Source organism: Bacillus swezeyi, assembly GCF_001969815.1.
In the GTDB taxonomy this organism is placed as follows: Bacteria; Bacillota; Bacilli; order Bacillales; family Bacillaceae; genus Bacillus; species Bacillus swezeyi.
This window is the reverse complement of sequence record NZ_MRBK01000015.1, coordinates 1-25,952: the sequence shown is the minus strand read 5'-3', so window position 1 is coordinate 25,952 and position 25,952 is coordinate 1. Positions and strand designations below refer to the sequence as shown.

Genomic DNA, 25,952 nt, shown 5'->3' with positions numbered 1-25,952 from the left:
GCACGTGCGTGGATGCACCACCAGCCATCAGCAGGCTGCTTACTGTTTGCCGTTTACTCTCCGGGCAGCCGTCCATTATGATTGTTCAAGCTCCTCGATCATCAGCGACAGTTCGGTCCAGCGCTCCATCGCCTCTTCAAGCTCTTCCGCTGTTTTCTTTTGGTCTTCCATCAGTGTCTGGATTTTTGCAAAGTCGCTGCCCGCAGCGGCGATCTCTTCTTCAAGCTGTTTATGCTTTTCTTCCAGGCCTGCGATTCTGTCTTCGATGCTTTCCCATTCCAGCTGATCTTTATACGAAAGCTTTTTCCTTTTCTTTTTCTCGGGTTTCACAGTCTCGGCCGCTTCCTGGGAAGGTTTCTCGCGGATGATTTCCTTTTGCTTTTCCATATATTCGCTGTATGAGCCGTGAAAGCGCGAGATGGATCCGTTCCCTTCAAACACGAGCAGGCGGCTGACGACCCGGTCAAGGAAGTAGCGGTCATGGGATATCGTCACGACAACACCTGGAAACTGCTCTAAATAATCTTCCAAAACCCCAAGCGTTTCAGTATCCAGGTCATTTGTCGGCTCATCGAGAAACAGGACATTCGGCTCCTCCATCAGCACTTTCAGCAAATACAGACGCCTTTTCTCACCGCCCGACAGCTTGCGGATAAAATTGTGCTGCGTACGGCGCGGAAAGAGGAACCTTTCCAGCATTTGTTCGGCGGTAATCACTTGGCCGTCGGCCGTTTTGACGATTTCGGCCGTTTCCTTGACATAATCAATCACTTGCAACGCATCATTCATTTCACTGTGATCCTGTGTATAATAGCCGATTCTGACGGTCTGGCCGATCGTAATGCGGCCCGCTTCAGGCTCGAAGCGCCCGGCCAGCGCGTTTAACAGCGTCGTTTTGCCGATGCCGTTCGGTCCGATAATGCCGATTCGGTCTCCGGGTATAATCAGTTCATCAAATGAGCTGACAAGCTGTTTTCCGCCGCGGCTGATCTCAACGCCTTCAGCCTCAATCACCTGCTTGCCGAGGCGGTGGGAGCCGACCGCAAAATCGAGGGATGAACCCGCTTCAGGCCCATCCTGCTCTTTCAGTTCTTCCACCCGCTGAACCCTGGCCTTCTGTTTTGTCGAACGGGCTTTGGCTCCCCTTCTCAGCCAAGCGAGCTCTCTTCTGAGCAGGTTCTGCCGCTTCGTTTCGTTTTGTTCAGCCTGCGCTTCCCGTTCAGCGCGCTTTTCTAAAAACACTTCATAATTCCCTTTATACGTGTACAGGTGGCCGCGATCAAGCTCATAGATCCGGTTTGTCACCCGGTTTAGAAAATAGCGGTCATGTGTGACGAGTACGACTGAACCGGGATATCCGCTCAAATAGCCTTCAAGCCATTCGATTGTTTCATTATCAAGGTGGTTCGTCGGCTCATCCAATATCAAAAGGTCTGCTGGCTGGATGAGTGTTTTGGCAATCGCCACGCGCTTTTTTTGACCTCCGGAAAGAGCCCTGACTTCTTTTGCCACATCGGCGACGCCGAGCTTTGTTAAAATCGTTTTTGCCGCCGTGTTCGCATCCCAGGCGCCATGTTCATCCATTTTGCCCTGAGCGGCCAAAAGATTTTCCTGCTTCTTCTGATCGTCGGGAGACGCATTCAATTCCTGCAATGCTTTTTCATACGCCCTCATCGTCCGCATCATCACGGAATCGCCTGAATAAATGTGCTCCAGCACCGTTTCAGAGCCATCCAAATCCGGTTCCTGATGCAGGTACTCGATTTGAAGGCTGCCCGATTTCGTGATCTCTCCTTTTTCCGTTGATTCAAAGCCGGCTATCGCTTTAAGCAAACTGCTTTTTCCGGTTCCATTCGGTCCGATTAAGCCGATTCGCTCATTTTCTTCAATATGAAACGATATATAATCAAATAATGTCTTGTCTCCGTATGTTTTATATAAACCTTCAGCTTTTAAAATGCTCATGTATTCTACCAATCCTAACGTAATGTCATACCTTTATTTTAAAGCAGTTTTTGAAAGAAAACTAGTGAGAGGTTTGTGAGCTCTTAAAACGGCTGAATCTCACTGAAGGACGGCCGGAAGCCAAAAATAGACGCTGATCACGATGATCAAAATCCCCGCAATATTCAGCCAGAACCCCGCCCTGATCATATCCTTCATATTCAATACATTGGCGCTGAATACAGCCGCATTCGGCGGGGTGGAAATCGGTAGCATAAAGGCGCAGGATGATGCGAGCGCAGCTGCGGCCATCAGCCCGTACGGCTCAACCTGCAGCGCGGTGCCAAGGCCGACGGTCATCGGGATCACCATATTGGCGACAGCCGTATTGGACATGATCTCCGTCATAAATAAAATCGACGCCGTTAACACGACCACAACAAGCAAGTATGGATGGCCTTCCAGAAGCTTAAGCTTGCCGCCGATCCATGCCGTTAAGTTCGTTGCTGAAAAACCCGATGCAAGCGACAATCCGCCCCCGAACAAGAGAAGCAGGCCCCACGGCAGCGATTGCATATCCTTCCACTCCAAAATCCGCTCATCCTTTGTGCTTGGAATTAAGAAAAGCAGGACCGCACCAAAAATGGCGATTGACGTATCTGATACCGCAAATGGAAGGAGAAATTTGAACATCCATAAAAATGCGGTCACCAAAAAAACGGCGAATACCGATTTTTCCTCCTTTGTCATCGCCCCCAGCGCCTTCAGATCATGATCGATAAACCCGGGCTTTTTTCCTTCAAAGCGGCTGACTTTAAACTTCACCTTCGTTAAATAAACATATAGAATGATCAGAAAAAGAACAGAAACCGGAAATCCGAACAAAAACCATTCAAAAAACATAATATCCTGATTCAGCATCTTTCTGGACATCGCCGCAAACACCGCGTTCGGCACAGAGCCGACCAAAGTGGCGAGCCCTCCGATTGACGCAGCATATGCGACGGCCAGCAAGATGCTTTTGCTGAATTTCTGCAGGGAATCCCCTTTTAAAATCTCTTTTTCCTGCACTTCTTTAATGATAGCGAGCGCGACAGGAAGCATCATCAAGGCGGTGGCGGCGTTTGAAATCCACATCGATAAAAACGCTGTCGCCAGCATAACCCCCAGCACAACCCGATGGCTTTCCGCCCCGATGCGCTTTAAAATATGCAAAGCCATCCGCTTGTGAAGATTCCATTTCTCAATCGCGATCGCAATGATAAAGCCCCCCATATACATAAAAACAATCGGGTCGCCGTATGCCTTAGCCGTCGTTTCCATATCTAAACCGCCTAATGTGGGCATAAGAATGATAGGCAGCAGCGATGCTGCGGGAATCGGCACGGCTTCCGTGATCCACCAGACGGCCGTCCATGCCGTCACAGCAAGAACGACCCGCGGTGCATAAGCCAGCTCCGACTCCGGTATCAAGCCAAAGATCAGCAAAAAACCGATCGGCCCCAACAGTAATCCGGTCAGTTTTGTTAATGTATATACTCTCATATATCCCTTCCTCCCTTTGAAAGCGGTTTCCGTTTATCACTTTCGATTTGGGCGGGGAAAAATCCTCTAAAAAATTTAAAATAAAATTTTAATTATTGGGATTTGGCTGGGGGCGGCTGATTCATAAAAAAAGCCGCCGGCATTGCCGGACAGCTTCTCCTTTTCTATATATCTAGTCTTCAAAATGGTGTTCCGCCATTTTTGCGAGGTTCTGCGCATTGCTGCTGATTTCCTGCATGGTCGCGGAAATTTGTTCAACACCGGCGGCCTGGCCGCTTGTATGCTCATTGATGACTTCAATCGAATGTTCAAGGTCTTTCAATAAGGCGTGGATCTTTTTCGTGATTTGGTCAATTTGGCCGACGTTTTCTTTTGAGTGTGTCGCAAGCTTTCTGATCTCGTCTGCCACAACAGAGAATCCTTTTCCCGATTCTCCGGCTCTGGCTGCTTCGATTGCCGCATTCAGCCCCAGCAGGTTGCTTTGATCTGAAATGCCTTTAACAGTGACGGAAATCTTTTCGATTTCACCTGCGCTCTCACTTACTTCTTTCGCCTGCTTGGAGATATCGGACATTTGGCCGGAAAATCCGCTGACAGACCCGGCGATGTCCTGAATGGCTGACGCCGTCTGTTCAACGATGACGGACAAGCTCTCTGCCACGCGGTGAAGCTGGTCTGATTTTTCCAGGCTTGTGCCGAGTCCGACGCCGCCGATGACCCGGCCGTTCTCGTCATTCAGCGGAATCGCTCTGGCGGCAAGCGGGAAGCCAAACAGCTCCTTTGGCACCATGCTGACTTTCTTTTTGTTTTGACGGATGGCGTCTGTAATAATGTCCCCTTCCTGCAAAGGATCGCCCGGTTTTACATTCAGGGAAAATGTCTTACCCGGAATGTTGATGATCAGCTTTTCTGTATCATAAATACCGACTGTCACATCATCCTGAATCAGCTGATTCAGGAAAGGCGCAACCTTCACAAAAGCATCCAGGAGAGGATGGATGTCTGTTTTTACTGCTTCACTCATGTTTCAAACCTCCTTTTAATATGGAAAAACTCTCTTTTGGTGCTGGACAGAGATCCACTTTAATGTCGTAAACTCCTCAAGGCTCCACTCGCCGTTCAGCCTCCCGAGTCCGGATTGCTTTTCTCCTCCGAAAGCGACATGCGATTCATCGTTGATCGTTGTGTCATTGACATGGATCATACCCGACTCAATCTGTTTGGCGATTTCAACGCCGCGTTCCACATTTCCTGTATGTACGGCCCCGCTTAAGCCAAATGTTGTATCATTGGCAATCTTAATCGCTTCTTCCTCTGTCTGAAACGGCATGACGCATACAACCGGACCAAACAGCTCTTCCTGGGCGATGGACATGTCAGGCTGAACATCGGTTAAAATCGTCGGTTCGACGAGATTTTCTTTGATTTCACCCTTGATAAGCGGGACGGCGCCTTCGGCAATTCCTTTTTCAATCGCCTTTCTTAAATGTTCCGCCTGGCGTTCATTAATGACAGGCCCGATAATGGTTTCAGGATCCATCGGATCTCCTGTCTTAAACGCGGATACCTTTTCACAAAACAATTTTAAAAATTGCGGATAGACCTCTTTTTGCACGAGAATCCGGTTGGCCGACATACAAATTTGCCCCTGATGGGTGAATCGGCTGAAGGCCGCCGCATTGACCGCATACTCCAAATCGGCATCCTCAAGAACGATCAGGGCGCTGTTGCCGCCAAGCTCAAGCAGCGGTTTTTTAAAATGTTTCACCGCCAGCTGTCCGATATGGCTGCCGACCTTTGTTGAACCGGTAAACGAGATGATTCTCGGAATCGGATGTTCAACAAAGCTGTCTCCGATTTCTCCGATATCAGTCACAACGACATTCAAAAGACCCTTCGGAAGTCCGGCTTCTTCAAAAATCTTTGCAATCAAGGTGCCCCCGCAAATCGGCGTCTCCTCATGAGGCTTCAGCACAACGCCATTTCCCGCGCCAAGCGCCGGAGCAACCGATTTGACGGATAAAAAGAACGGAAAATTGAACGGACTGATGACTCCGACGACACCGACCGGAATCCGGTAAAGCCGATTCTCTTTTCCATCAACCGGCGAAGGCAGAATTTTCCCTTCCATCTTGAGCGGGAAGCCCGCAGCTTCTTTGATCATATTGATGACAAGATCAATTTCAAAAGCAGCTTTTAACCTTGTGCCGCCAAGCTCCTCCATTATGAGATACACAATCGCTTCTGTATGCTCTTCAATGTAAGCGACGGCTTTTTCGAAAATCGCTCTTTTCTCATATGGACCGACGCGATCCCATTTCTTCTTCGCCTCCAAAGCCGATTTGTAGGCTTGGTCGACATCATCAGGCGTTGCTTTGCGAAAAGATGTAATCGTTTTATGGGTATATGGATTTAGATCGGCTAACATATTGCCGCTTTGGCCGTCCCTCCATTCCCCTCCTATGTATTGACGGTTGAGATCAGATATTTGAATCATTCGGGCCATCTCCTATCAAACAATTTTGGGAAAAGTTAGACTTCAATATAAGTATCGGCATTCTTTCAAAAAAATTCAATCTCGCAGGGCTTTAGGCATAAAAAAAAGATTTTACCGCGCGATATCGGTAAAATCCGGTTGATCCGTCAAACTCTTTTTCTTATGGGTTTTAAACAATTCGATGATCAATTTTTCTTCTTCACTTAGCGTATGGTTTTTGTTAAAGCAAATCGACACGTAAAAATAAGGAATGACCTCTTCATCCAAAGGAATTGTTGTGATATCCTCCGCATCTGACACGACCATTCTGCTTAAGCCCATTATATTTTCAAACCACTATTTAAAGCGTCATCACTCAGTAAATTTGTCATTTTGATATACGGCATTTTTCTTATTTAGCATACTTAACTTGATCGATAAACTCTTGTTTTTTAGCTTGTAAGGAGACATCACAATTTTAATACCTATATATTAAGTAGCAATGGCTGCGCTTGTCATCGTGAGGCTCGTAGCCTTAACAAAGGTTGTCAAAAGATATTTAAGTGAAGAGACATTTAAACTTGAAAAGAGGAAATAAAGGATACCAAGCAGCGTCTCGATAAAATTAAAGCAATACTAAAAGATGTAGAATAGCATTTTCCCCATTCAGTACACTAGGGATTTTTTTGCAAGAAAACCACCCATGATTTCAATCACGGGTGGTTTGTGATTACTCGCCTAAATCAACATTATGATAAACCTGCTGCACATCCTCCAAATCTTCCAGCGCATCGATCAGCTTTTCAAACTGCGCCTGCGCATCTTCCGGAAGCGCGACATCGTTTTGCGCAAGCATTGTCAGCTCCGCGACAGTAAACTCAGTAATTCCGGCGTTTTGAATCGCCTCCTGCACGGCATGGAACTGATCAGGCTCGGCATAGACGATCACCGCGTCATCTTCTTCTATAATATCGCGGACATCGATATCCGCTTCCATTAATAATTCGAGCACTTCATCGGCCGTTTTGCCCTCAAAGCCGATGACGGCCGTCGGATCAAACATGTATGCGACAGATCCGCTCACACCCATATTTCCGCCGTTTTTGCCAAATGTGGAGCGCACATCCGCCGCCGTCCGGTTGACATTGTTCGTCAGCGCATCGACGATCACCATCGCTCCGTTCGGTCCGAAGCCTTCATAGCGAAGCTCGTCATAGTTTTCTTCAGAACCGCCCTTCGCCTTTTCAATCGCCCGCTCGATAATCGCTTTCGGGACATTATATGTTTTGGCGCGCTCAAGCACGAATTTCAGCGCCTGATTTAATTCAGGATCGGGCTCTCCCTGCTTTGCCGCCACATATATTTCGCGTCCAAACTTCGCATAGATGCGGCTTGTATTCGCATCCTTTGACGCTTTCTTTTCTTTTATATTGTTCCACTTACGGCCCATGATGTAACCACTCTCTTTCAACATTGAATTCACAAAATCTATTATACCGCAGCCCTGGGCGAATTCATTATGTTGATGCATCGAATTTGCGACATTTTTTTGGAAATCCCCTTAAGACGCGAGATTTCTGCTATCCTTCTGCGGTTCTTTCTTTAAGACTGTGACAAAAATGCCTGCCATGACAAACACGATGCCAATCAAATGAATATAGGTAAATTGCTCCTTCAAAATGAGGCCCGACAGCACAACAGCTGAAACGGGGAGAACCGAAGTGAAAATCCCGGACACACCTGCGGGCACTTTTGTCACGCCGCTGTACCATAAGAAAAAGGCGAGGACAGTTACAATCAGCGCATAATATATCACATATGACCAGTCAAGAATTCCCGGCGCGCCAAAATCAAACGACAGCGCTTCAATCGCAGCAAACGGGAGAAAAAATAAAAAACCAAAAAGCGACACAAACGTCGATATCGCCAATGCGGAAATATGAGGTGACAGCAGCTTCGCCATTAGTGTAAACATCGCTTCACCGATGACCGCAGCCGCGATTAAAAGATTCCCCATTAAAGCATAAGGGTTCTCGCCTTGGCTGCCTGCACCGAACAGGTTGATCGTCATCACGCCGATCACGGCCAACACTATGCCGGCAGCCATTCGCTTTTCGATTTTTTCTTTCAATAAAAAGAAAGCCAAAACACCGACAGCCATCGGCGTGGTGCTCGTAATAATGCCGCTCTCCATTCCCGTCGTCAGCTTGACGCCATAAAGCATGCAGACGCTGAACAGGAAAACGCCTGTAAAAGACTGTATCAAGAGAACAAAGACATCTTTTTTCGTAAGAGCGGGAAAGCCCTTTTCAAAATAAAACAGCAAGATGACCAAGACGACCGCCGCAATCAAAAAACGAATGCCTGACGACAGAAACACCGGAATGGTTTCCACCATCAGCTTGCCGATGACGACCGAACTGCCGACGATCGCCATCGCGAGCGCCATTGATGTGTATGCAGCAAGTTGATTCCGCATTAAGTTTTTCCCCTGTCTATATGTATTTAAATCTAGTTTTCATATTTATATAGTTTATCAAAAATAAGGTGGCATTTATTATATTTTTTCAGTTTTTTCTAATAAATACAAAAAAGAAATAGGCATCCTCAGCTTGATAGCGTCTTGATCAAGCGCTTTAACAGTATAATCCCCTTTTTAAGATCTTCGCAGGAAGCAAAAGCATATGACAGCCGAATGTAATTGCCGTTATCTTGAGCATATATGCTCCCGGAATTAAGGAGCAGCCCATGGGATAATGCTTTTGCATAAAGAGATTTCAGCGATATGGATGGCAGGATCTTCAGCCAAATAAAAAATCCGCCTTTTGGAGCGTTCCATGCGGCCAGCCCTTCCAGCTCTGCTTCTAAAACTTTTAAGACGAAATTTCTCCTGGATTTGAGCTGCTCCCTGACGTTTTCCAAGTGTTTCTGATAATGGCCGGTGGTGAGCCATTCTGCTGCGACTCGCTGCGAAAGCGAGCTTGAGCCGTAGTCCGTCTGCATTTTAATATCCGATAAGCGTTCAATGACCGGCTCCGGACCGACGATCCAGCCAATTCTTAAGCCCGGGCTGAGCGTTTTCGAAAAACTTCCGATGTATAAGACACGACCATGTTTATCATCCGATTTCATCGGGTCCGGCGGCGGATGATCTATCCATAGTTCACGGTATATATCATCTTCAATAATAGAAAGCTGCTCTTGTTCACTGAATGCCAAAATCTCTTCCCTCCGCTTTTGAGACATTAACATTCCGGTCGGGTTTTGAAAACAAGGATTTGTGTATAAAATCGCTCTGCCCCGCATGTTTGGCGTCATCCGGATGGTTTGCGGCATCAGGCCTTCTTCATCCATTTGCAGGCCCGTCAGCTTCATCCCTGCAGATTGAAACACATGCAAAGAATAAAGGTAAGAAGGCCGATCAAGAAAAACGGTTGATCCGCTTTGCAAAAGCCCCATCGATATTAACTGCAATGCTTGCAATGCGCCTGAAACAATCAAGATGGAAGACGGGGAAGCGTGGATGCCGGCCGTTTGTAAATAGCGGCTCAACGCCTCTCTTAAAGGAAAATAGCCTTTTGGCTCCTCATAACCAAAGGCATTCATGTTTTGGGCTACCTTCCCCATCATCTCCTTCATTAAATCCAGCGGAAACATTTCATTTGAAAGCTCGCCTTTGCTGAGCTGTATCAGCTCTGCATTTGCTTCCGATTGATTAATCTCCTGAACCGTTTTCTGACTGGGCTGCTGAAATCCCGCGGCTACGTACTTCTCCCAATCAGGCGCCGAATTTTTGGCCAACAATGTCCATGTATTGCTGATGACGACCGTGCCTTTCCCCATTTTGCCTTCAATTAATCCATCAGCCATTAATTCTTCCAATGCTGTAATCACCGTACTTCTGTTGACATGAAAGGTTTTTGCCAATGTTCGCTGGCTGGGAATTTTACTGCCGATCGGCCATTCGCCATTTGCGATCTTCTCTTTTATAAATTCGATAATTTGTTTGTATTTCGGAAGTTTTGCTGTTTTCTTATTCCTCATCAATTTGTCTCCTAGGCAGAAAAGTGGTTGGTTTAACATTTCATAAACTGGTTGAAGTCATTTTATCAAATGTACATTAAGATGGATACACACATATGAACTGGTTGGTTTTTTGAAAAGGAGATTGCGAAATTCATGGAGAAAAAGACGATTTACATCAGGATGTCATACTGCCTTATGATCTTTCTTTGGGCTTCAGCTTTTCCGGGAATTCGTGCGGGCCTGGAGGATTATGCGCCGCAGCATCTCACATTGCTTCGTCTGCTGTCGGGTTCCGCAGCTTTAGTTGTCATGGCTGCTGCGATCCGGATGCGGCTGCCGCATGCAAAAGACATTCCCATTATTTTATTACTCGGTTTTTTAGGCTTTTCTGCCTACCACACATTGCTGAATTTGGGCGAGGAAACGGTTAGCGCCGGAATGGCAAGCCTGCTTGTCGCGACTACACCTATTTTTTCAGCATTATTAGCCCGGTTGTTTTTTGCAGAACGATTTGGTGCAGCTAAATGGATTGGATCATGTATCAGCTTTTTAGGCGTCGGGCTCATTTCATTGGGTACTGGAAACTTTGCACACTCGGCAGCGAGCATCCTGTTCATCTTATTAGCTGCGATTTCAGAGAGCCTCTATTTCGTTTTTCAAGAACGCCATATTAAAAAGTATGGTTTTATCCCATTTGTTACATATACGATTTGGGGCGGAACAATTCCAATGCTGTTCTTCCTGCCAGGAATGGCTGAAGAGCTTGGCAACGCATCCATTCAATCGACTGCCAGTGTCGTCTATCTAGGTTTGCTGCCGACAGTTGTGCCATATTTTGCCCTTGCATATATAACCTCGCGCGTAGGAGCTGCAGAAGCTGCGGTTTCGCTTTACTTAACGCCAGCTTTAACGCTCATCATCTCATGGATATGGTTTGGGGAAGTTCCTGCTTTTTTTTCCCTGCTCGGAGGGATGGTGACGATAGCGGGTGTATTGTTCACCTATCGGAAAACACCAGCATGAATGATAGATAAATGCCTTTAACCATCTTTTGCCCTATATCTTTTAAAAAAATCAGTATCCAGGACGATGACGGCAACGGAGTTTTTAGAGGTATCAAAGTGTGATTGGGAGTAATGGGTTGAGTGAATAAAATCAGGGATGTCCCGCGGGTGGGGCATCCTTTTTATTTGGAACGGCGCGCCTTGATGAAAGCAGTCATTAACGCGCACACAGGTCGAACTGCGCAATCTATCCTGCTTTCTCGTCTCATCCTTTATGGAAAAATCAGAAGATCGACTGATTCCTCCGCTGGCGGCGCCATCCTTTTTGAACCATGTGCCTCCTGATCCACCCCATTCAAAAAATCATCTAATAGCAGGCAGTGTAAACGTTCTGGCGAGGATAGGATTTCAGGTTTTTTTCAAATTCGTATTTAACAGAGATTGCTGCATGCTGTCCCCCCTTTTTCCGCCTTTTCCTCATTTTAAATTCCCAATCGACGCTGCTAAACCTGTAAAAAACGTAATTTATTCTGTAATAAGTTCATTGTTAATCTGAATTGTAAGCGCTTTAATGATATTGGGAGAATAAATGGCGCCATGAATCCTTCCACCTGATGAAAAGACAGTGATCGGAGGAATTCAGATGGGTTCAAAAGCAATGATATGGCGGCAGCGTATTGGATACGGCGCCGCAGATCTTTCTTGCAATTTAATATGGCAGATGATCACGCTTTACCTCTTATTTTATTACACAGATGTCGCAGGATTGGCGGCTGCCCATGTCAGCCTGCTTTTTTTGCTGACGCGGTTTGTGGATGGAATCACAGATATCCTGATGGGTGTTGCCATTGACAAAACGAATACACGCTGGGGCAAATCGCGTCCGTACTTTTTAATCGGCGCAATTCCATTCGGCCTCTTGGCTGTACTGACGTTTTTAGTGCCTGATGTGGGAGAGACGGGCAAGTTGATTTACGCTTATATCACGTATATTGGATTGTCTGCGGCATATACGATGGTCAATATTCCAATGGCTTCGATTTTGCCTAGTCTGACAAGCAACGCCAATGAACGGACAACTCTTGCAACGGTTCGGATTATCTTTTCGCTGATCGGGGCAACGGCAGTCAGCGCGCTCACGCTTCCGATGGTAAATGCGCTGGGAGGCGGCTCTCAAGCACAAGGGTTCTTCTGGACGATGCTGATTTTCGCTGTCATCGGGATGCTGTTGTTCTTTTTCACATTTAAAAATGTGGAGGAAAAAGTCAAGATCAAGCGGCAAAAAGTGACCTTGAAGACATCATTTTCCGGCTTAAAAGGGAATAAACCGTGGTACATCTTCATGATCAATATCATTTTTATGTGGGGTTCATATTTTCTGCAGCAGGCGACCTTAATCTACTTTTTTACTTATCATATCGGCCGTGCCGATTTGGCAAGCATCATTGCCACGATCAGTTCATTCGTCCCGCTTTTCGGCACGCTGATGACGCCGTTTTTCGCGCGCCTGATGTACAAACGCACATTGTTCATGATCGCAAGCGCGGTCAATCTCGCCGGAATCGTTGTCATGCTCATCTCAAATGTGAATGTCACGGGCTTGATCATCGGTGCTGTCATTGCGGCATCAGGCTATGGACTAAGGCAGGCCATTTACTTTTCGATGCAGGCAGATCCTGTCGATTACGGCGAATGGAAAACAGGCATCAACGCATCAGGCCTGATGATGGCGCTGAACGGTTTTATGGGAAAATTAACGTTTGCGCTTGCAGGGGCATTATCAGGTCTGCTCCTGACATGGGGCCGTTACGTTCCGAATCAAGCCCAGCCCGACTCTGCGTTGTTTGCGATTAAATTAGGCTATTTAATCATCCCGGCTGTATTGGTCGTTTTATCAATGGTGACGATGTGCTTCTACAACCTTGATAAAATCTATCCTAAAATACGGGCCGAACTTGACGAGCGCTACCAAAAAGACGAAACGGACGACCATCAGACCGCACTCTAGCTCGAAATGGAGGATATCAATGAAAAATAAACCGAAAATCCAAACAAATAAAAGAGCCATTAAACGAAATGAATATTTCATTAACACAGCAGAACAATTAAAACCGCAGCTGCTGCAAACGACCGTGCGCCCGGACAATTTAGCCGTCGTTTCTGCAGATCGGCTTGCGATACATGGCTGGCGGGCAATGGCTGTCTCTCCCGCCGAAGAGCTTGGCGGCGGTGATTACGGAAAAGGCGATCAATTTATTCTCGATTTTGGCACACACCTTGTCGGATACGTGAGCATGTACATTAAACCAATCGGAAGTCCGCCCGATGCTCCGCTTCGCCTGCGGCTGACCTTTGGCGAAATGCCTGTTGAAATGGCAGAGCCGTTCTCTGAATATAACGGCTGGATCAGCAGCTCATGGCTGCAAGAAGAAACGATTTATATAGATATGATGCCCGGGCAGGTTGAGCTGCCGCGCCGCTACAGCTTCCGTTATCTGAAGTTCGACATCCTGGATACTTCGCCAAAATACCGCGTCGCCTTTGACGAAGTGACATGCAGGACGGTGACTTCTGCCGACAGCTCGCGCGTCAAACCGCTCATTCACGAGGATCAAATGATGTGTGAGATTGACAAGGTAAGTATGAAAACACTGCAAAATTGCATGCAGGATGTGTTCGAAGACGGGCCGAAGCGCGATCGGCGTTTGTGGCTGGGCGATTTGCGCCTGCAAGCTTTGTCAGATTATGAGACCTTTCAGAATTATGACCTTGTGAAGCGCTGTTTGTATTTATTTGCGGGGCTCCCCGATGCCAAAGGGCAGGTAGCGGCTAATTTATTTACCGCGCCCGAATATATTGCGGATGACACTTATTTCTTTGACTATTCACTGCTGTTTGTCAGCACATTATATGATTATTATTTTGCCGCAAATGACCGCGGCACGCTGTCTGATCTTTGGCCGACCGCATACCGGCAAATCGAGCTTGCACTCGATCGTTTAGACGAGCGCGATATCGTCCAGGACGATGATTCATGGTATTCATTTATTGACTGGCATGAAAAACTTAACAAGCAGGCATCTTCACAGGCCATCTTAATTTATGCAATGAAACAGGCGGTGAAGCTTGCAGAGGTTCTGGAGAGCGGAAAGCGGCAATGTTTAAATAAGCGGCTGCAAGAGATCTCATCAGCAGCAATTGCTCATTTATGGGACAAAGAAAAGGGGTTTTTCGTCAGCGGACAGGAAAAACAGATCTCATGGGCGAGCCAGATTTGGATGGGATTGGCGGAAGTGCTGCCTCCGGCGGAAAATCGCCGGCTCATGCAGAGGCTTTTGTCAGAAAAGCCGGCCATCGGCCTCACAACACCGTATATGCATCATTACTTGGTCGAAGCGCTTATCCTTGTCGGCGAAAAGGAAAAAGCCATCAGCCATATCAAAGGCTATTGGGGAGAAATGATGAAAGACGGAGCAGATGCATTTTGGGAGGCATACGACCCAAACGACAAAGCATTTTCTCCATACGGAAGCCAGCTAATCAACAGCTACTGCCATGCCTGGAGCTGCACACCGGCCTATTTCATCAGGAAGTACCGCTTATAGGCCTTTTCGAAAGCGGCTTGGCGTCTCTCCAAAATGCTTTTTAAACGTCCGATAAAAATAACCTAAATTTTCATAGCCGATCTGATAAGCAATCTCATCGATCGTTTTCCCGGTTTTTCTCAGCATCGCGGCTGCGCGGATCATCCGCTGAGTCTGCACCAGCTCGACAAACGTTTGGCCTGTACGCTCTTTCAGCATATTGCTTAAATAATTCGGATTAAAATTAAACGCTTTTGCCAGCGTCGTCAGGCTGCAGTCGCGATAATGCCGTTCAATATAATGCAGAATCTCGATGATGCTGCGTTTACCTCCTGTAAGGGTGAGCTCAAAATTTTTATCGACCTGATACACCCGCATCAATTCGGTAAACATTACGGGAATATAGTAATTCAGCATCTCAAACGAATAATCCTGCGAATCAAAAAACTCGCACAGCATATTTTTTAAGATATACTGCAAATTGTCGTTGTCTTGCGAGTGAAACAAAATATAGCGGTCATGGGATTGATCTTCCAAAACGGCATTCGCCAAAAAATTCGAAACGATCCCGGTATTATGGAGAAGACCTAAAAAAGCCGATGAAAACGTCTCTTTTTTCATGATGATGTTCACCAAAATATCATCTTCGCCAAGCGCCGGTATGCTGTGCGGCACATCTTGATCAAGCAGGCAAACCTGCCCCTCCATCAGCTTAATGTCCTGCCCGTTCACAATCTGCCGGCACTCGCCTGAGTAAATATAATTGATTTCGATAAAGGAATGCATGTGGAGTGGCATATCTGCAAAACGGTGATGCTTGCTGATAAAAATCGGCCCTTTATCAAAAAAATAATTTTCCTGCAAACGGGGAATATCGCTGTCGTTCTCAACCAACAGCTCCTTTCCGTCAAAATCGGGAACATTTTCCCCCGTCTTGATCTGGATTTTTTCAATCGGGTCTAATTTTCGCAGGTAGCGGTCTAATTGGCGGTGATTCATGGCGGCTGCCTCCCTGGTTTGTACGGCGAGGGTATCTTATTCGGGGCGGACAAAAGGAATGGATTCTCAAACGTATATGCCTTTAACTAAAAAGATTCGACTTCCTTCCCGGTAATCCTGCTTTAGAAATAGAAAGAGCCTTTTTATATGTCAAAAGGCTCTTTTGTATTTATATTTTCTTTTCTCATAGCACCCGGTCCTCAATTCATATATGTCCCGCCATTCACATTAATGGTTTCACCTGTTATAAAGTCAGACATGCTTGAAGCCAAAAACAAGACGGCATCTGCTACATGTTTCGTTGTGCCCAGCTTTTGCAAAGGGATTCTGGCTGTAACTTCCCGCCGGTATTCGTCAGACCACTGCCGGCTCATGTCCGTTTCGATAGGTCCGGGACAAACAGCGTTGACATATATGTTGTTTGCCGCCATTTCCAAAGCGAGATGCCTTGTCAAATAATTAACGCCGGCTTTTGAAGCGCCGTATGATGGAGCGGCATTCCGATGGGCGGATTTTGCTGTTGTCGAACTCATATTGACAATCTTCCCGGATTTTTGTTCCATCATATAGGGCAAAACAGCTTTGCAAAAAAATAGCGTACCGTTTAAATTAACATCCAAAACGGTTTGCCAATCCTCTATTTTCATCTCTAATGTTGAACTCCGCATATTAATCCCTGCATTATTGACCAAAATGTCAATTCGTCCGAACTGTTCCATCGCCGCCTCCGCAGCCTGTGCGGCAGTCTCCGGTCTGGCGGCATCTCCAATGTGGATGACGCATTTTTGTCCAAGCTCTTCAATCTGCAACGCCAAATCATTCAACAATTCAGCATTTGTTCCGTTGATGACCAGTGATGCACCGTGTTCAGCCAATGTCAATGCAACAGCTTTCCCGATTCCCCTGCTTGCGCCTGTTACGATCGCCGCGGTCCCTCTCAGCAACAAATCGATCCCCCCTTTTATGACATTTTGCCGTTCTATTAAACTAGGTATTAAGCTTTCACCCATTCTTCTGTAATGGCGACATACTTAATGGCTTGCCTGAAATACGTAAATGCAACATGAATTTTTCCGTCCGGGGTTTGTTTGATCGCAGGATAAGAGTATTCTCTATTTAACCCATCCTTAGAGTTATTTGTCATCGCATACCCATCGCCAACTTCTATATTTTTAATGTAAGGCCATGTTTTGCCGTTGTCTTCTGAGATAGCGATTGTCATAGGCGCCCTTGGCGCCCCCCAGAAAGCCGTCCGTCCCTCCTCAGCATTTTCATTCATATCAGCACTGTGATCATCTTCATCTTCGATCTCGTCATATAATGATGTCCTGCGTTCAGTACAGTTCTCAGCGTTCATATGATTAAAAACTAAAGCCAGATGGCCATTATTCAGCTTTGTGAATTGAATGGAAGAATTATTATTAGGCAATTCTGTTGGAACGGGCTCAGACCATGTTCTTCCATAATCGGTTGAAAAGCTGCTGTAAATATTGTCAGCCCAACGGCTGCGGAATAATGCCAAAAGCGTCCCATCTTCCAGCATTTCAACATTCATATGAACACAGCCTAAACTATTAGGCACTTCGTATTCTTCCCATGTTTCCCCTTGATCTTTGGAAATCTTAACGGCGCTGACGTCCTGATCACCCGTCCATTTTCTCCCTTTGGACGTACGGCAATAAAAAACAGGCAGCAGCCATTCCCCATTATCCATGACAACAAGCGGCTGGCGAATAAAAGTTCCCGGTGTGTCAAACAACGTGCCGATCGGCCCCCAAGTATGTCCATTATCTTCTGAAATGCGATATCTCACTATCGCCGTATCTTGATTTCCCGACTTTTGCGCTGTGTATAACAGCCACAGTTTTCCATCCGGCGCAGTAAATAAAATAGGATTTTGTTCAGACCGGGTTGGATCTTCAGAGACTTTTACGGCTTTGCTCCACGCTTTTTCTCCTTTCTTCAGCCTTGACATGTATATATGGATGTCTGAAATGCCTTCTTGTGTCCCTGCAAACCAAACGCATAATAAATCGCCGTTATCTAATGGCAGCAGGTTGGCTGCATGATTTTGCACACAATCAGATGGAAGATACGCTTCAATGCGAAGGGCATCACCTTCTGCTTGTTTTATTTTTCCGTCAAATGTCAGATTATCCACTTGAACCACTCCTTAAGATTTTTAAAAGCTGGAAACGCTTATTTTCTTTCCGCCGATTCATTGTTTTGAATGGCATCATTTTGAGAAATTTTCTTTCCGCCGATCATTCGGTCGATGATCATGACGATAAATGGCGTAATCACAGCAATGTACATATTATCGATGCCAAACGGGTTATCAAGCAGCCACCACACCGTTGTACCAATCCCTGACGCAGCGAGTCCTATAGTCGCTCCTCTGTTGGAACTGAAAAACGGAAGATAGAATCCCATGGCTGCTACAACGGCAATCGATGTTCTTAGCGCACGTGTGAAAAATGACAGCGCTAACAATTCCGGGGCAAAAGCTACGCCGACCAATGGTATAATGCCGACAACAACTGAGATGATCCGGGTCATTCTCAATTGTTTTTCTTGTGTCGGCTTGGCCTTTGGAACATAAAAATCTTCGATAATTAATGTCGTCGTTGCCAATGCCACCGTTGAGACGCCTACAAAAATCGAGGCTACTAAAGACGTCGCCACAATCGCGCTCAAAATCGGGTTCATATGCTGCATAAAGATAGGGAACGCATAAATCGGATCAATGTCAGGGTATAAATAACGGGCGCACACCCCGATCACTCCGATGCCGAGCGCAAGCGGCAAACATAGGAGCGCAGCATACATGCTTGATTTTTTAGCCGCTTTGGCGCTTTTCGATGAAGTGATGGCTTGAATGATAAACTGAGTTGAAAAGATAGCGCCCATATTGCCGATCAGCCATGCGAAAATCGTGCCCGCGCCGATCGTTCCATCCCAAGTAAAATAATGCTTTGGAAGGTTTTCCATGACCGGGTTGAAACCGCCGCAAAGATACAGCGCAATCCCAACCGTTATCATCACACCGGCATATTTTACAAGTGAATGAAGAATGGTTACCCATGCCATTCCCTTCATCCCGCCAAATGCAAAGTAAAACGTGCTGACGATAGCCGTAATGATGGCGCATGTCATAAGAGGAAGACCGAGCAATGAAGAGATGGCGGCAGACCCGCTGAGATAGTTTCCTAGATTCACCAACAGGAGGGCGCCGATCATAATGACGGATACGACCACCTTCGTCGACTTGCCAAATTTTTGTTCGATGATGCTGGATATCGTAAACTTTCCGGTTCCGTAAAACTTATTGACTAAAAAGAAAGAAAAGAGAAAAAATGCGATTGTCACAGTAACAAGCGACCACGAAGAAGCAATCCCTTCAGTAAAAGCCGACTCGGCCGTACCGACCGTCGACTTCGTGCCGATAAACTCAGACATCAACAAAATCCCGACTACAATCGCAGGCAGCGATTTTGCCGCATTATTAAATTCCGCATTCGATTTGCTACGAAGCCTGAACGTCAGCCACGTTGTAAACAGGATATACACGACAATGACCGCCAATATAAACGTGATGCTTGAAGTACTTAATCCTCCCATTACGTTTCCCCCTTTGGTTGCAATTCAACAAAGCGATTAGTCTAAGAATCACTGAATATTTAACAACTGAATTACGGTTGCTGATGCGCCCTCCGAATAAAGCGCTTTCAATCTTGCCCTATGATAAGCTTTATGTATATCCACAATCCGGGTTTTTCACGCTCGCTCTTAGCGCATAGATTCAATCGCTTTCCCCCCCTTAAGTGACTTTTCGGTCTTATTAAATCCGCAAGTATGCCGTCCGCTTTCCTAAGCCAGTTCAATTGTTTATTTTTAAAACACATTATTTTTGTATGTGCTTTCAAATATGATTATATAACCTTTGTGTTTATTTTATCAACACTAAATGGTGAAAAAATTTTAAAAACCCATGAAAATGTAATAGGTGTTTTAAAATGAAACACCTCGATTCTGATCCTCAATTGACTTACTGATTTTCCCATCATTTTTATGTCAAGGACATCCTTTAACAAAAAGGCGTTTTTCAAAACGAATTGTCAATTTCTTTTGAAATTACTTAATTTAGATAAAAACTCCCGCCGCCTGTTCCCATATCCAACATACACTTTTCATCTTGAATAAGAGAAGCAGCCATACTTCCTTCTCCTATGCTTTCAAAATGATTTGATATGAGCAAAGCAAGGTCATAAACACCGTCTAAATCATTCATCTCGTCCAACGAATAGATGTCGTCTTTAATGCTCTTCACGTTTTCATAAATGATATTTCCCCCTCCAAATGTTAAAGTTTTGATATGCTTAAAACTATTGGAAGGACTCTCAAATATGAAAGGATGTTATGTTTCATGTTAGCAGGATACACATTATTCAATCATAACTGACACAGGCATTTCGGAACGCCCTATTGGAACATAAACAGGAAACGCTCCTTCTTTTCAAAAACAAGAAACCACTCGCCTTCCACAAAGGCAAGTGGTTCTATTATCATTTATTTTAATTGTTGATAAGAAATCAATCGATGGATATGGACAGCCAAATACGTTAGTTCATCATTCGGAATGACGTTTCCGTGTACCTGCTTGATATAATCCTTAATTTTGAAAGCTACATCCATTGCTTGCGGATATAAATTAGCAATTTGCTCAAACAATTCATTCTCCTGATCTGCCAGCAGTTTATCAGCGTAAAATCTTTCAACAAAAAATTTAACGTGTGTGATAAATCGGCTGTAATGGATATTTTCTTGATCCCATTTCATGTTTAATGTGTAACGGACAAGATTCACAATACTCCCGATCATTTTTGCATACTTCATTCCATTTTTTGATTCTGTTTCTTCACCTAATGCATTAATTAAGTGGAATGCAATATTTGCCGCTTCCTCTTTCGGTAATTGGATCCCTATTGTTTCATTGATGAGCCGTAGCGCATAATTCCCTGCCTCAAACTCTTCCGTATAGTAGTTTTTAATTTCCCAGTAGACACGATTTGTAATATTGATGTTCTTTTTATAACGTTCTACTGCAAAATTCAAGTGATCCATTAATGTGAAGTATACGCCGGAATTTAGCTTTGTTTTTAACTTTTCTTCTGCATAATGAACAATTTGCTGTGTCAATTCAATAAATTCTTGCGGTATTGAATCCAACAGTTGGAGAAATTCCTTTGCCTTCATATTGTCTACTGGCATAAACACTTGATCAGCTTGTTTTTCTTCAATCCTGTTCCCTGGCTTTTGCCCATAACCGATGCCCCTGCCGAATAAAACCATCTCCTGTTGGTTCTGATCTACAGCCAGTACCACACTCGAGTTTAAAACTTTTTTTATTTTAAACATCGCCATCACCTTTTCATGAATGCGGTTTTTTAGTCTAACACTTCTCCATTTGTCTCAATCACTTTCTTATACCAGTAGAATGAATCTTTGCGTGAGCGCTCCAATGTCCCGTTGCCATCGTCATCTTGATCAACATAGATAAACCCATATCGTTTGGACATTTGAGATGTTCCCGCACTAATAATGTCAATGGATCCCCAGCTGGTATATCCAAAGAGATCAACACCTTCTTCAATGGCTTCTTTCATCTGACGGAAGTGCTCTCTGAAATAGTTAATACGATAATCATCATGGATAGATCCATCGCTTTCGACAACATCTTTAGCACCCATGCCGTTCTCCACAATAATGAGAGGTTTTTGATAGCGATCATACAATTCAATGAGCGAAATCTTTAAGCCAACCGGATCGATTTGCCAACCCCAATCTGTTGCAGGCAAATATGGATTTTTCACACCGCGAATCGTATTGCCATCTGTTTTTTCCAGCCCTTCCTGTGCAGATTCTGTCAGGGACATATAGTAACTAAATGAAATGAAGTCTACCGTATTTTCTTTCAAAATGGCAAGATCGTTCGCTTCCATCTTAATATTGATATTTTTTCGTTCTAGCATGTGTTTGATCAATGGCGGATATTCGCCAAACACTTGAACATCTGCATAGAAATAGTTATCTAGGTTTTGCTTCAGTGCGCGTTCAACATCATTCGGATGACAAGTGTGCGGGTATGTCGTAAGTTTCGTTAGCATACATCCCACCTGACTGTCTGGAATGATGCGATGACAATCTGCTGTCACAAGAGCGGATGCCACAAATTGATGATGCAATGCTTGATAAACAGTTTCTTCTATTTTCCCCTCTGGACAGCGGTCAGGAATGATTCCCGCTGTAATGAAAGAATGGCGGTGTATACTGTCAATTTCATTAAAGGTAAGCCAATATTTCACAACATCTTTATAGCGTTCAAAACACACATTGGCGAACTTCACAAAGAGGTCGATCACTTTTCTTTCAACCCATCCGTTGTATTTCACACTAAGTGCTAATGGCATTTCATAATGTGACAGAGTCACGATCGGTTCAATGTTATGTTTTTTCATTTCTTGAAACAGACGGTCATAAAACTGAAGACCTTTCTCGTTTGGCTCAGCTTCTTCTCCCGTCGGGAAAATTCGGCTCCATGCAATCGATATACGCAATGTTTTAAAACCCATTTCTGCAAAGAGAGCCAAATCTTCTTTATAGTGATGGTAAAAGTCAATACCTCTGCGCTTCGGATATTTTTTCTCGTCTGGGTCTTTCATTGCACGTTCAATGTTTTCAGAAGAAACAGCAAGGTGTCCTTCATAATCTTCCACACTCAAATTCGAACGGTACATGGCAATATCTGCAACAGACGGTCCTTTTCCATCAACATTCCAAGCTCCTTCTGCCTGGTTTGCGGCAATCGCACCGCCCCATAAAAAATCTTTCGGAAATCCTTTTGTCGTTGTCATTATGATTACCCTCCTAATTTTGTGACAACCATCAACATATCTTGACGATTGACCTCTTTTAATTGCGTTACTTTTATATCATATTGATCCGTATTCGTAATAACTGCTAGTGTAACTGGATCATAACCTGCTTCTATGATTTTTTCCAGGTCGAATTGAATGAGCAGATCACCTGCTTTGACTTGATCTCCTGCTTGCACCAATGGTTTAAAGAACTTGCCCTCTAGCTGAACGGTGTCAATTCCAATGTGGAAAAGAACCTCAACTCCGTTTGCTGTTTTCATACCGAGCGCATGGTTTGTTTCAAAGAGAAGGGAAACCTCGCCATCTACCGGTGCATATAGTTCACCCTTTGAAGGAATAATGGCAATTCCTTCTCCCATTACCTTTGAAGAAAATATGTCATCTTCTACATCAGATAGTGAAATCATTTGACCGATGACTGGACTTTTGAATGTCTCATCTTCGCCAAGTTTTTCAGCGAAAGCACCTTGCTCTGCTTCTTTTTCCGTTTCTTCTGTCTTTCGATCCTTTCCTAAAATAAAGGCAGCAGCAAACGCAACAACAAATGAGATGGCAAAACCAATCACTGCAAACATGAAGTTGCGTGGAAGCTCGTCAGATATAAACATCGACATACTTGCAAGACCAGGTCCAACAAGAACAAACGCTTGAAGTCCGACAAGTCCGATGAAGATACCGCCGATGAAAGAACCGATCATGACACTGCCAAGCACACGTTTATTTTGTAATGTCACCCCGTATAATGCCGGTTCGGTAATGCCAAAAAATGCTGAAATCCCTGCAGAAATGGCAGTTGAACGAAGCACTTTATCTTTTGTACGAAGGGCAACTGCGAAGCACGCCCCACTTTCAGCGATATTGTGTGCAAGTGATGCAGGCAAGTAGAGTGCTTCTTTTCCGAGATTGCCCATTGTCGTTACAGCGTATGGCACCATCGCTTTGTGCATCCCCGATGCGACCATAAATGGAAGGACTGCTGCCAGGATCGCAACCGCAACCCAGCCTACTTTGTCAAACATAGCAAGGATGAGTGCTGTGAAGCCTTGCCCTGCTGTAAAACCGATTGGTCCCAGCAACAGGAGAGTGATCGGAACTGTAATAACCAATGACATCATCGGTACGAAGAAGATACGAATTGGTTTTGGCGAAATACGAGTAAACAATTTTTCCATCTGTGCATACAACAGGACAGATAAAATCGCCGGAAACACCTGGTAGGCATACGCAATATTTTTCACATCGAATGAAAATAATTGAGCGCCTTCTGTCAGCATAGCCGTCATGTTTGGCAGAATAAGAGCGCCGACTGCCGATAATGCAACAAGCGGATTCACTTTCAGTTTATTGGCTGTCGTCACGGCTACTAGCAATGGCAGGAAGTAAAGCGGCGCATCACCAACCATATTTAATATCTGATACGTTTGCCCTTTGGCATCAATTAATCCGAATAACGAGAAGAGGAGGAGAAACGATTTTAAAATCCCTCCGCCCGCAATGGCTGGAACAAGCGGTTGAAAAACACCAACAATGAAGTCTAATAGTACAGTCCCCACTTTTCGCTTTTCCTTTGGCTGATTGGAAGACCCATTATGTCCAGAAGGTGATCCGCCGAGAAGACCGGTCAATTTCTCATAGACTTCGATGACATCGTTTCCAATTACAACCTGGCATTGGCCCGACATACGGACGGCGATGACACCTGGTGTTTTCTCAAGTGCCGGTACATTCGCCTTGTTTTGATCAATCAATGTAAAACGGAGTCGTGTCGAACAATGCTCCAAGTGGGCAATATTCTCTTTACCGCCTACATGCTGCAATACGTCTTTTGCAGTTTGTGTGTAATTCATTGTTTCTCCCCCTTTTCTGAAACATGAGACCTATATTTAGGCAATAAAAAAAGGACCTAAACCGACAAATTAAAAAATTTATCGGTTTTAGATCCTGCCTGCATGACCAGTCACATGTCTAATTTATTAATATTGGATTTGATTAAAGTATATATCGGTTTTATGAAAGCGTCAACATTTATTTTGTTTTTTTAAAAGAAGTAAATTTCTTGGTCGAATGGCCTACAATTTATTCTCAATGGCGATCACATAAACTACACGCTTCGGCTTTATCTCAATCATCTTCCGTAGCAAAGCCTCGTCACAGCATTTACGCGGCGGATCAACCATAAGCGTGTCAGCCTTAATGCCTTCTTCATACCACTTCGGAATCACGGTCTCCGCTTCTCATCCTCGATCGCTTTCGGGACAATCCCAACGCCGTAGACATTCTTTTCCTGCTTCGCCAAAAATAGAGGAATCGTGCCGATGCCGCAATACGCGTCAATCATGGTTTCTTCGCCGTTCAGTTCGGCATCTTCAAGCGCTTTGTCATAAAGCACTTTTGTCTGCTCGGGGTTAGTTTGGTAAAACGATCTGGCGGAGGTAGCGAATTTGATGCCCCGAATGTGTCGTAAATGTATTCTTCTCCCCAGATGACGTTTATTTTTTACGGGTTGATGTTTTGGACGATCGATTTGGACACGTGGGAATGCCGCTGTGAGTCTTCGATAATCTTTGGTTTGTGTGGGAAGTCGCTTGTTCTTATGATGAAGCGACCATCATTCCCCCTGTCACGACACCGTATCTGACCATAATATGTCTGAGTGAGCCAGCCTTTGTGACGTTTTTCATTGTATGCTCTGATGCCGAATTGTTTGCAGATCGCTTGAACGACAAAAAAACCCCAACCGTTGAAAGGCTCATCTGCATGTTTTAAAAATGATGATTGATTATGTCCAATAATCGGTAAGTGAAATTGTATCACTTTTTGGTCTTAATCGAATATCTTCAATAAAATCAACACTTACCGTAATTGGCATCGATATTGCTGTTCCTGAAACAATACAGACACCCTGTGCTAAAATCGGAAGCATCGATTTGGAAATTTTATCTATTGTCGAGATAGAGTTATCAATTATTTGTAAATCCCTTTCATTTACCAACTTGTGTAAGAAAAAATTGTGAACTTGCGATAATATAGTTGGTGAAATATCAGCCGGCCTTTGACTTGAGAGTGTTAAGAAAAAAGAGAATTTACGCCCTTCTTTAATGATTTCTTCGAATAAATCTAATCTATAATCTTTCCCGTTTTCATGCTCTCTTGCTGATTGAGTAGACAAGACATTATGTGCTTCATCAATAATTAAGTGAAAGCTTTTTTTGTTATCTAAGTTATTTCGTTTATGTTGGTCAAAATACATTTTAGAAATAAGTAATGACAGTATTTTTTTAGCATCTTGATTTAAATTTTTGAGAGATACAATTTGTAAGAACTTTTGTTCAGGAAGTTTTTCTTTTAAATCTATGTATTTTTTTATATTGTTTATTCTAGAATGAATGCGTTTGATTAAAGGATCTATATGATCAGGAATCACATTACCATACAA

Annotated in this window: 21 protein-coding genes and 1 pseudogene; 4 read left to right on the top strand and 18 right to left on the bottom strand. The window is 44.6% G+C overall.

The genetic code is table 11. The features are described 5' to 3' along the window. Positions 1–75 precede the first annotated feature (75 nt). The 8 genes from BTA30_RS14295 to pdxR form a co-directional block, all read right to left on the bottom strand. Entirely contained in the window at positions 76–1,965 is a 1,890-nt protein-coding gene (locus tag BTA30_RS14295; RefSeq protein ID WP_076761988.1) for an ABC-F family ATP-binding cassette domain-containing protein, read from the bottom strand. Positions 1,966–2,064: 99 nt separating this feature from the next. Continuing rightward, the gene (locus BTA30_RS14290; RefSeq protein ID WP_076761987.1) at positions 2,065–3,489 is read right to left on the bottom strand and encodes an SLC13 family permease; all 1,425 of its coding nucleotides are present in this window, start codon (positions 3,487–3,489) and stop codon (positions 2,065–2,067) included. Positions 3,490–3,661: 172 nt separating this feature from the next. Then, on the bottom strand, positions 3,662–4,063 hold the full coding sequence (locus BTA30_RS24445) for a methyl-accepting chemotaxis protein (RefSeq protein ID WP_370510587.1): 402 nt from the start codon (positions 4,061–4,063) through the stop codon (positions 3,662–3,664). A gap of 465 nt (positions 4,064–4,528) precedes the next feature. Further along, positions 4,529–5,986, bottom strand: a complete 1,458-nt coding sequence (gene yfmT / locus BTA30_RS14280; RefSeq protein ID WP_076761985.1) for a benzaldehyde dehydrogenase — start codon at positions 5,984–5,986, stop codon at positions 4,529–4,531. Positions 5,987–6,097: 111 nt separating this feature from the next. Next, positions 6,098–6,292, bottom strand: a complete 195-nt coding sequence (locus BTA30_RS14275) for a type 2 periplasmic-binding domain-containing protein (RefSeq protein ID WP_158027631.1) — start codon at positions 6,290–6,292, stop codon at positions 6,098–6,100. Positions 6,293–6,695: 403 nt separating this feature from the next. Further along, complete coding sequence (locus BTA30_RS14270) at positions 6,696–7,415, bottom strand: YebC/PmpR family DNA-binding transcriptional regulator (RefSeq protein ID WP_076761983.1); 720 nt, start codon at positions 7,413–7,415, stop codon at positions 6,696–6,698. 111 nt (positions 7,416–7,526) lie between these two features. Then, positions 7,527–8,444, bottom strand: a complete 918-nt coding sequence (locus tag BTA30_RS14265) for a DMT family transporter (protein ID WP_076761982.1) — start codon at positions 8,442–8,444, stop codon at positions 7,527–7,529. Positions 8,445–8,572: 128 nt separating this feature from the next. Continuing rightward, a complete protein-coding gene (gene pdxR / locus BTA30_RS14260) occupies positions 8,573–10,009 on the bottom strand; it encodes a MocR-like pyridoxine biosynthesis transcription factor PdxR (RefSeq protein ID WP_076761981.1) in 1,437 nt (478 codons plus the stop codon). A gap of 135 nt (positions 10,010–10,144) precedes the next feature. Here pdxR and BTA30_RS14255 point away from each other — a divergent pair, with 135 nt between their 5' ends. From BTA30_RS14255 to BTA30_RS14240, 4 genes are all read left to right on the top strand, one after another. Beyond that, entirely contained in the window at positions 10,145–11,014 is an 870-nt protein-coding gene (locus tag BTA30_RS14255) for a DMT family transporter (RefSeq protein ID WP_076761980.1), read from the top strand. A gap of 122 nt (positions 11,015–11,136) precedes the next feature. Then, positions 11,137–11,340, top strand: a complete 204-nt coding sequence (locus tag BTA30_RS14250; protein ID WP_076761979.1) for a hypothetical protein — start codon at positions 11,137–11,139, stop codon at positions 11,338–11,340. 298 nt (positions 11,341–11,638) lie between these two features. Continuing rightward, positions 11,639–13,003 (top strand): glycoside-pentoside-hexuronide (GPH):cation symporter, encoded by a 1,365-nt coding sequence (locus BTA30_RS14245; protein ID WP_076761978.1) that lies wholly within the window; start codon positions 11,639–11,641, stop codon positions 13,001–13,003. Positions 13,004–13,022: 19 nt separating this feature from the next. Further along, positions 13,023–14,600 carry an alpha-L-rhamnosidase-related protein gene (locus tag BTA30_RS14240; protein ID WP_076761977.1) on the top strand — a complete coding sequence of 526 codons (1,578 nt, stop codon included), beginning with the start codon at positions 13,023–13,025 and terminating at the stop codon, positions 14,598–14,600. Here the strand turns inward: BTA30_RS14240 and BTA30_RS14235 are convergent. From BTA30_RS14235 to BTA30_RS23900, 10 genes and pseudogenes are all read right to left on the bottom strand, one after another. Then, the gene (locus BTA30_RS14235; RefSeq protein ID WP_076761976.1) at positions 14,595–15,578 is read right to left on the bottom strand and encodes an AraC family transcriptional regulator; all 984 of its coding nucleotides are present in this window, start codon (positions 15,576–15,578) and stop codon (positions 14,595–14,597) included. The genes BTA30_RS14240 and BTA30_RS14235 overlap by 6 nt on opposite strands. A gap of 200 nt (positions 15,579–15,778) precedes the next feature. Continuing rightward, positions 15,779–16,525: an SDR family NAD(P)-dependent oxidoreductase gene (locus BTA30_RS14230; RefSeq protein ID WP_076761975.1), complete on the bottom strand. Its 747-nt coding sequence runs from the start codon at positions 16,523–16,525 to the stop codon at positions 15,779–15,781. A 47-nt stretch (positions 16,526–16,572) separates the two neighbouring features. Beyond that, a complete protein-coding gene (locus BTA30_RS14225; RefSeq protein WP_411813145.1) occupies positions 16,573–17,730 on the bottom strand; it encodes a sialidase family protein in 1,158 nt (385 codons plus the stop codon). 47 nt (positions 17,731–17,777) lie between these two features. Then, positions 17,778–19,199: a sodium:solute symporter family protein gene (locus tag BTA30_RS14220; RefSeq protein ID WP_076761973.1), complete on the bottom strand. Its 1,422-nt coding sequence runs from the start codon at positions 19,197–19,199 to the stop codon at positions 17,778–17,780. 517 nt (positions 19,200–19,716) lie between these two features. Further along, complete coding sequence (locus tag BTA30_RS23905; protein ID WP_239693549.1) at positions 19,717–19,878, bottom strand: hypothetical protein; 162 nt, start codon at positions 19,876–19,878, stop codon at positions 19,717–19,719. 269 nt (positions 19,879–20,147) lie between these two features. Then, positions 20,148–20,996, bottom strand: a complete 849-nt coding sequence (locus BTA30_RS14210; RefSeq protein WP_076761971.1) for a PRD domain-containing protein — start codon at positions 20,994–20,996, stop codon at positions 20,148–20,150. A 29-nt stretch (positions 20,997–21,025) separates the two neighbouring features. After that, complete coding sequence (locus BTA30_RS14205; RefSeq protein WP_076761970.1) at positions 21,026–22,492, bottom strand: glycoside hydrolase family 1 protein; 1,467 nt, start codon at positions 22,490–22,492, stop codon at positions 21,026–21,028. Between the two features lie 5 nt (positions 22,493–22,497). After that, a complete protein-coding gene (locus tag BTA30_RS14200; RefSeq protein WP_076761969.1) occupies positions 22,498–24,363 on the bottom strand; it encodes a beta-glucoside-specific PTS transporter subunit IIABC in 1,866 nt (621 codons plus the stop codon). A 246-nt stretch (positions 24,364–24,609) separates the two neighbouring features. Continuing rightward, positions 24,610–25,237 (bottom strand): annotated as a pseudogene (gene rlmD, locus BTA30_RS14195) (23S rRNA (uracil(1939)-C(5))-methyltransferase RlmD); the annotation flags it as partial. 58 nt (positions 25,238–25,295) lie between these two features. Continuing rightward, positions 25,296–25,952: ATP-binding protein (locus BTA30_RS23900; protein WP_142243711.1), on the bottom strand; the 657-nt coding region annotated here is incomplete at its 5' end.

Bases quoted from the DNA above. Each gene is read 5' to 3' on its own strand.
- BTA30_RS14295 (WP_076761988.1), bottom strand. From the start codon at position 1,965: ATGAGCATTTTAAAAGCTGAAGGTTTATATAAAACATACGGAGACAAG.
- BTA30_RS14290 (WP_076761987.1), bottom strand. From the start codon at position 3,489: ATGAGAGTATATACATTAACAAAACTGACCGGATTACTGTTGGGGCCG.
- BTA30_RS24445 (WP_370510587.1), bottom strand. From the start codon at position 4,063: ATGTCCGATATCTCCAAGCAGGCGAAAGAAGTAAGTGAGAGCGCAGGT.
- yfmT (WP_076761985.1), bottom strand. From the start codon at position 5,986: ATGATTCAAATATCTGATCTCAACCGTCAATACATAGGAGGGGAATGG.
- BTA30_RS14275 (WP_158027631.1), bottom strand. From the start codon at position 6,292: ATGGTCGTGTCAGATGCGGAGGATATCACAACAATTCCTTTGGATGAA.
- BTA30_RS14270 (WP_076761983.1), bottom strand. From the start codon at position 7,415: ATGGGCCGTAAGTGGAACAATATAAAAGAAAAGAAAGCGTCAAAGGAT.
- BTA30_RS14265 (WP_076761982.1), bottom strand. From the start codon at position 8,444: ATGCGGAATCAACTTGCTGCATACACATCAATGGCGCTCGCGATGGCG.
- pdxR (WP_076761981.1), bottom strand. From the start codon at position 10,009: ATGAGGAATAAGAAAACAGCAAAACTTCCGAAATACAAACAAATTATC.
- BTA30_RS14255 (WP_076761980.1), top strand. From the start codon at position 10,145: ATGGAGAAAAAGACGATTTACATCAGGATGTCATACTGCCTTATGATC.
- BTA30_RS14245 (WP_076761978.1), top strand. From the start codon at position 11,639: ATGGGTTCAAAAGCAATGATATGGCGGCAGCGTATTGGATACGGCGCC.
- BTA30_RS14240 (WP_076761977.1), top strand. From the start codon at position 13,023: ATGAAAAATAAACCGAAAATCCAAACAAATAAAAGAGCCATTAAACGA.
- BTA30_RS14235 (WP_076761976.1), bottom strand. From the start codon at position 15,578: ATGAATCACCGCCAATTAGACCGCTACCTGCGAAAATTAGACCCGATT.
- BTA30_RS14220 (WP_076761973.1), bottom strand. From the start codon at position 19,199: ATGGGAGGATTAAGTACTTCAAGCATCACGTTTATATTGGCGGTCATT.
- BTA30_RS14210 (WP_076761971.1), bottom strand. From the start codon at position 20,996: ATGTTTAAAATAAAAAAAGTTTTAAACTCGAGTGTGGTACTGGCTGTA.
- BTA30_RS14205 (WP_076761970.1), bottom strand. From the start codon at position 22,492: ATGACAACGACAAAAGGATTTCCGAAAGATTTTTTATGGGGCGGTGCG.
- BTA30_RS14200 (WP_076761969.1), bottom strand. From the start codon at position 24,363: ATGAATTACACACAAACTGCAAAAGACGTATTGCAGCATGTAGGCGGT.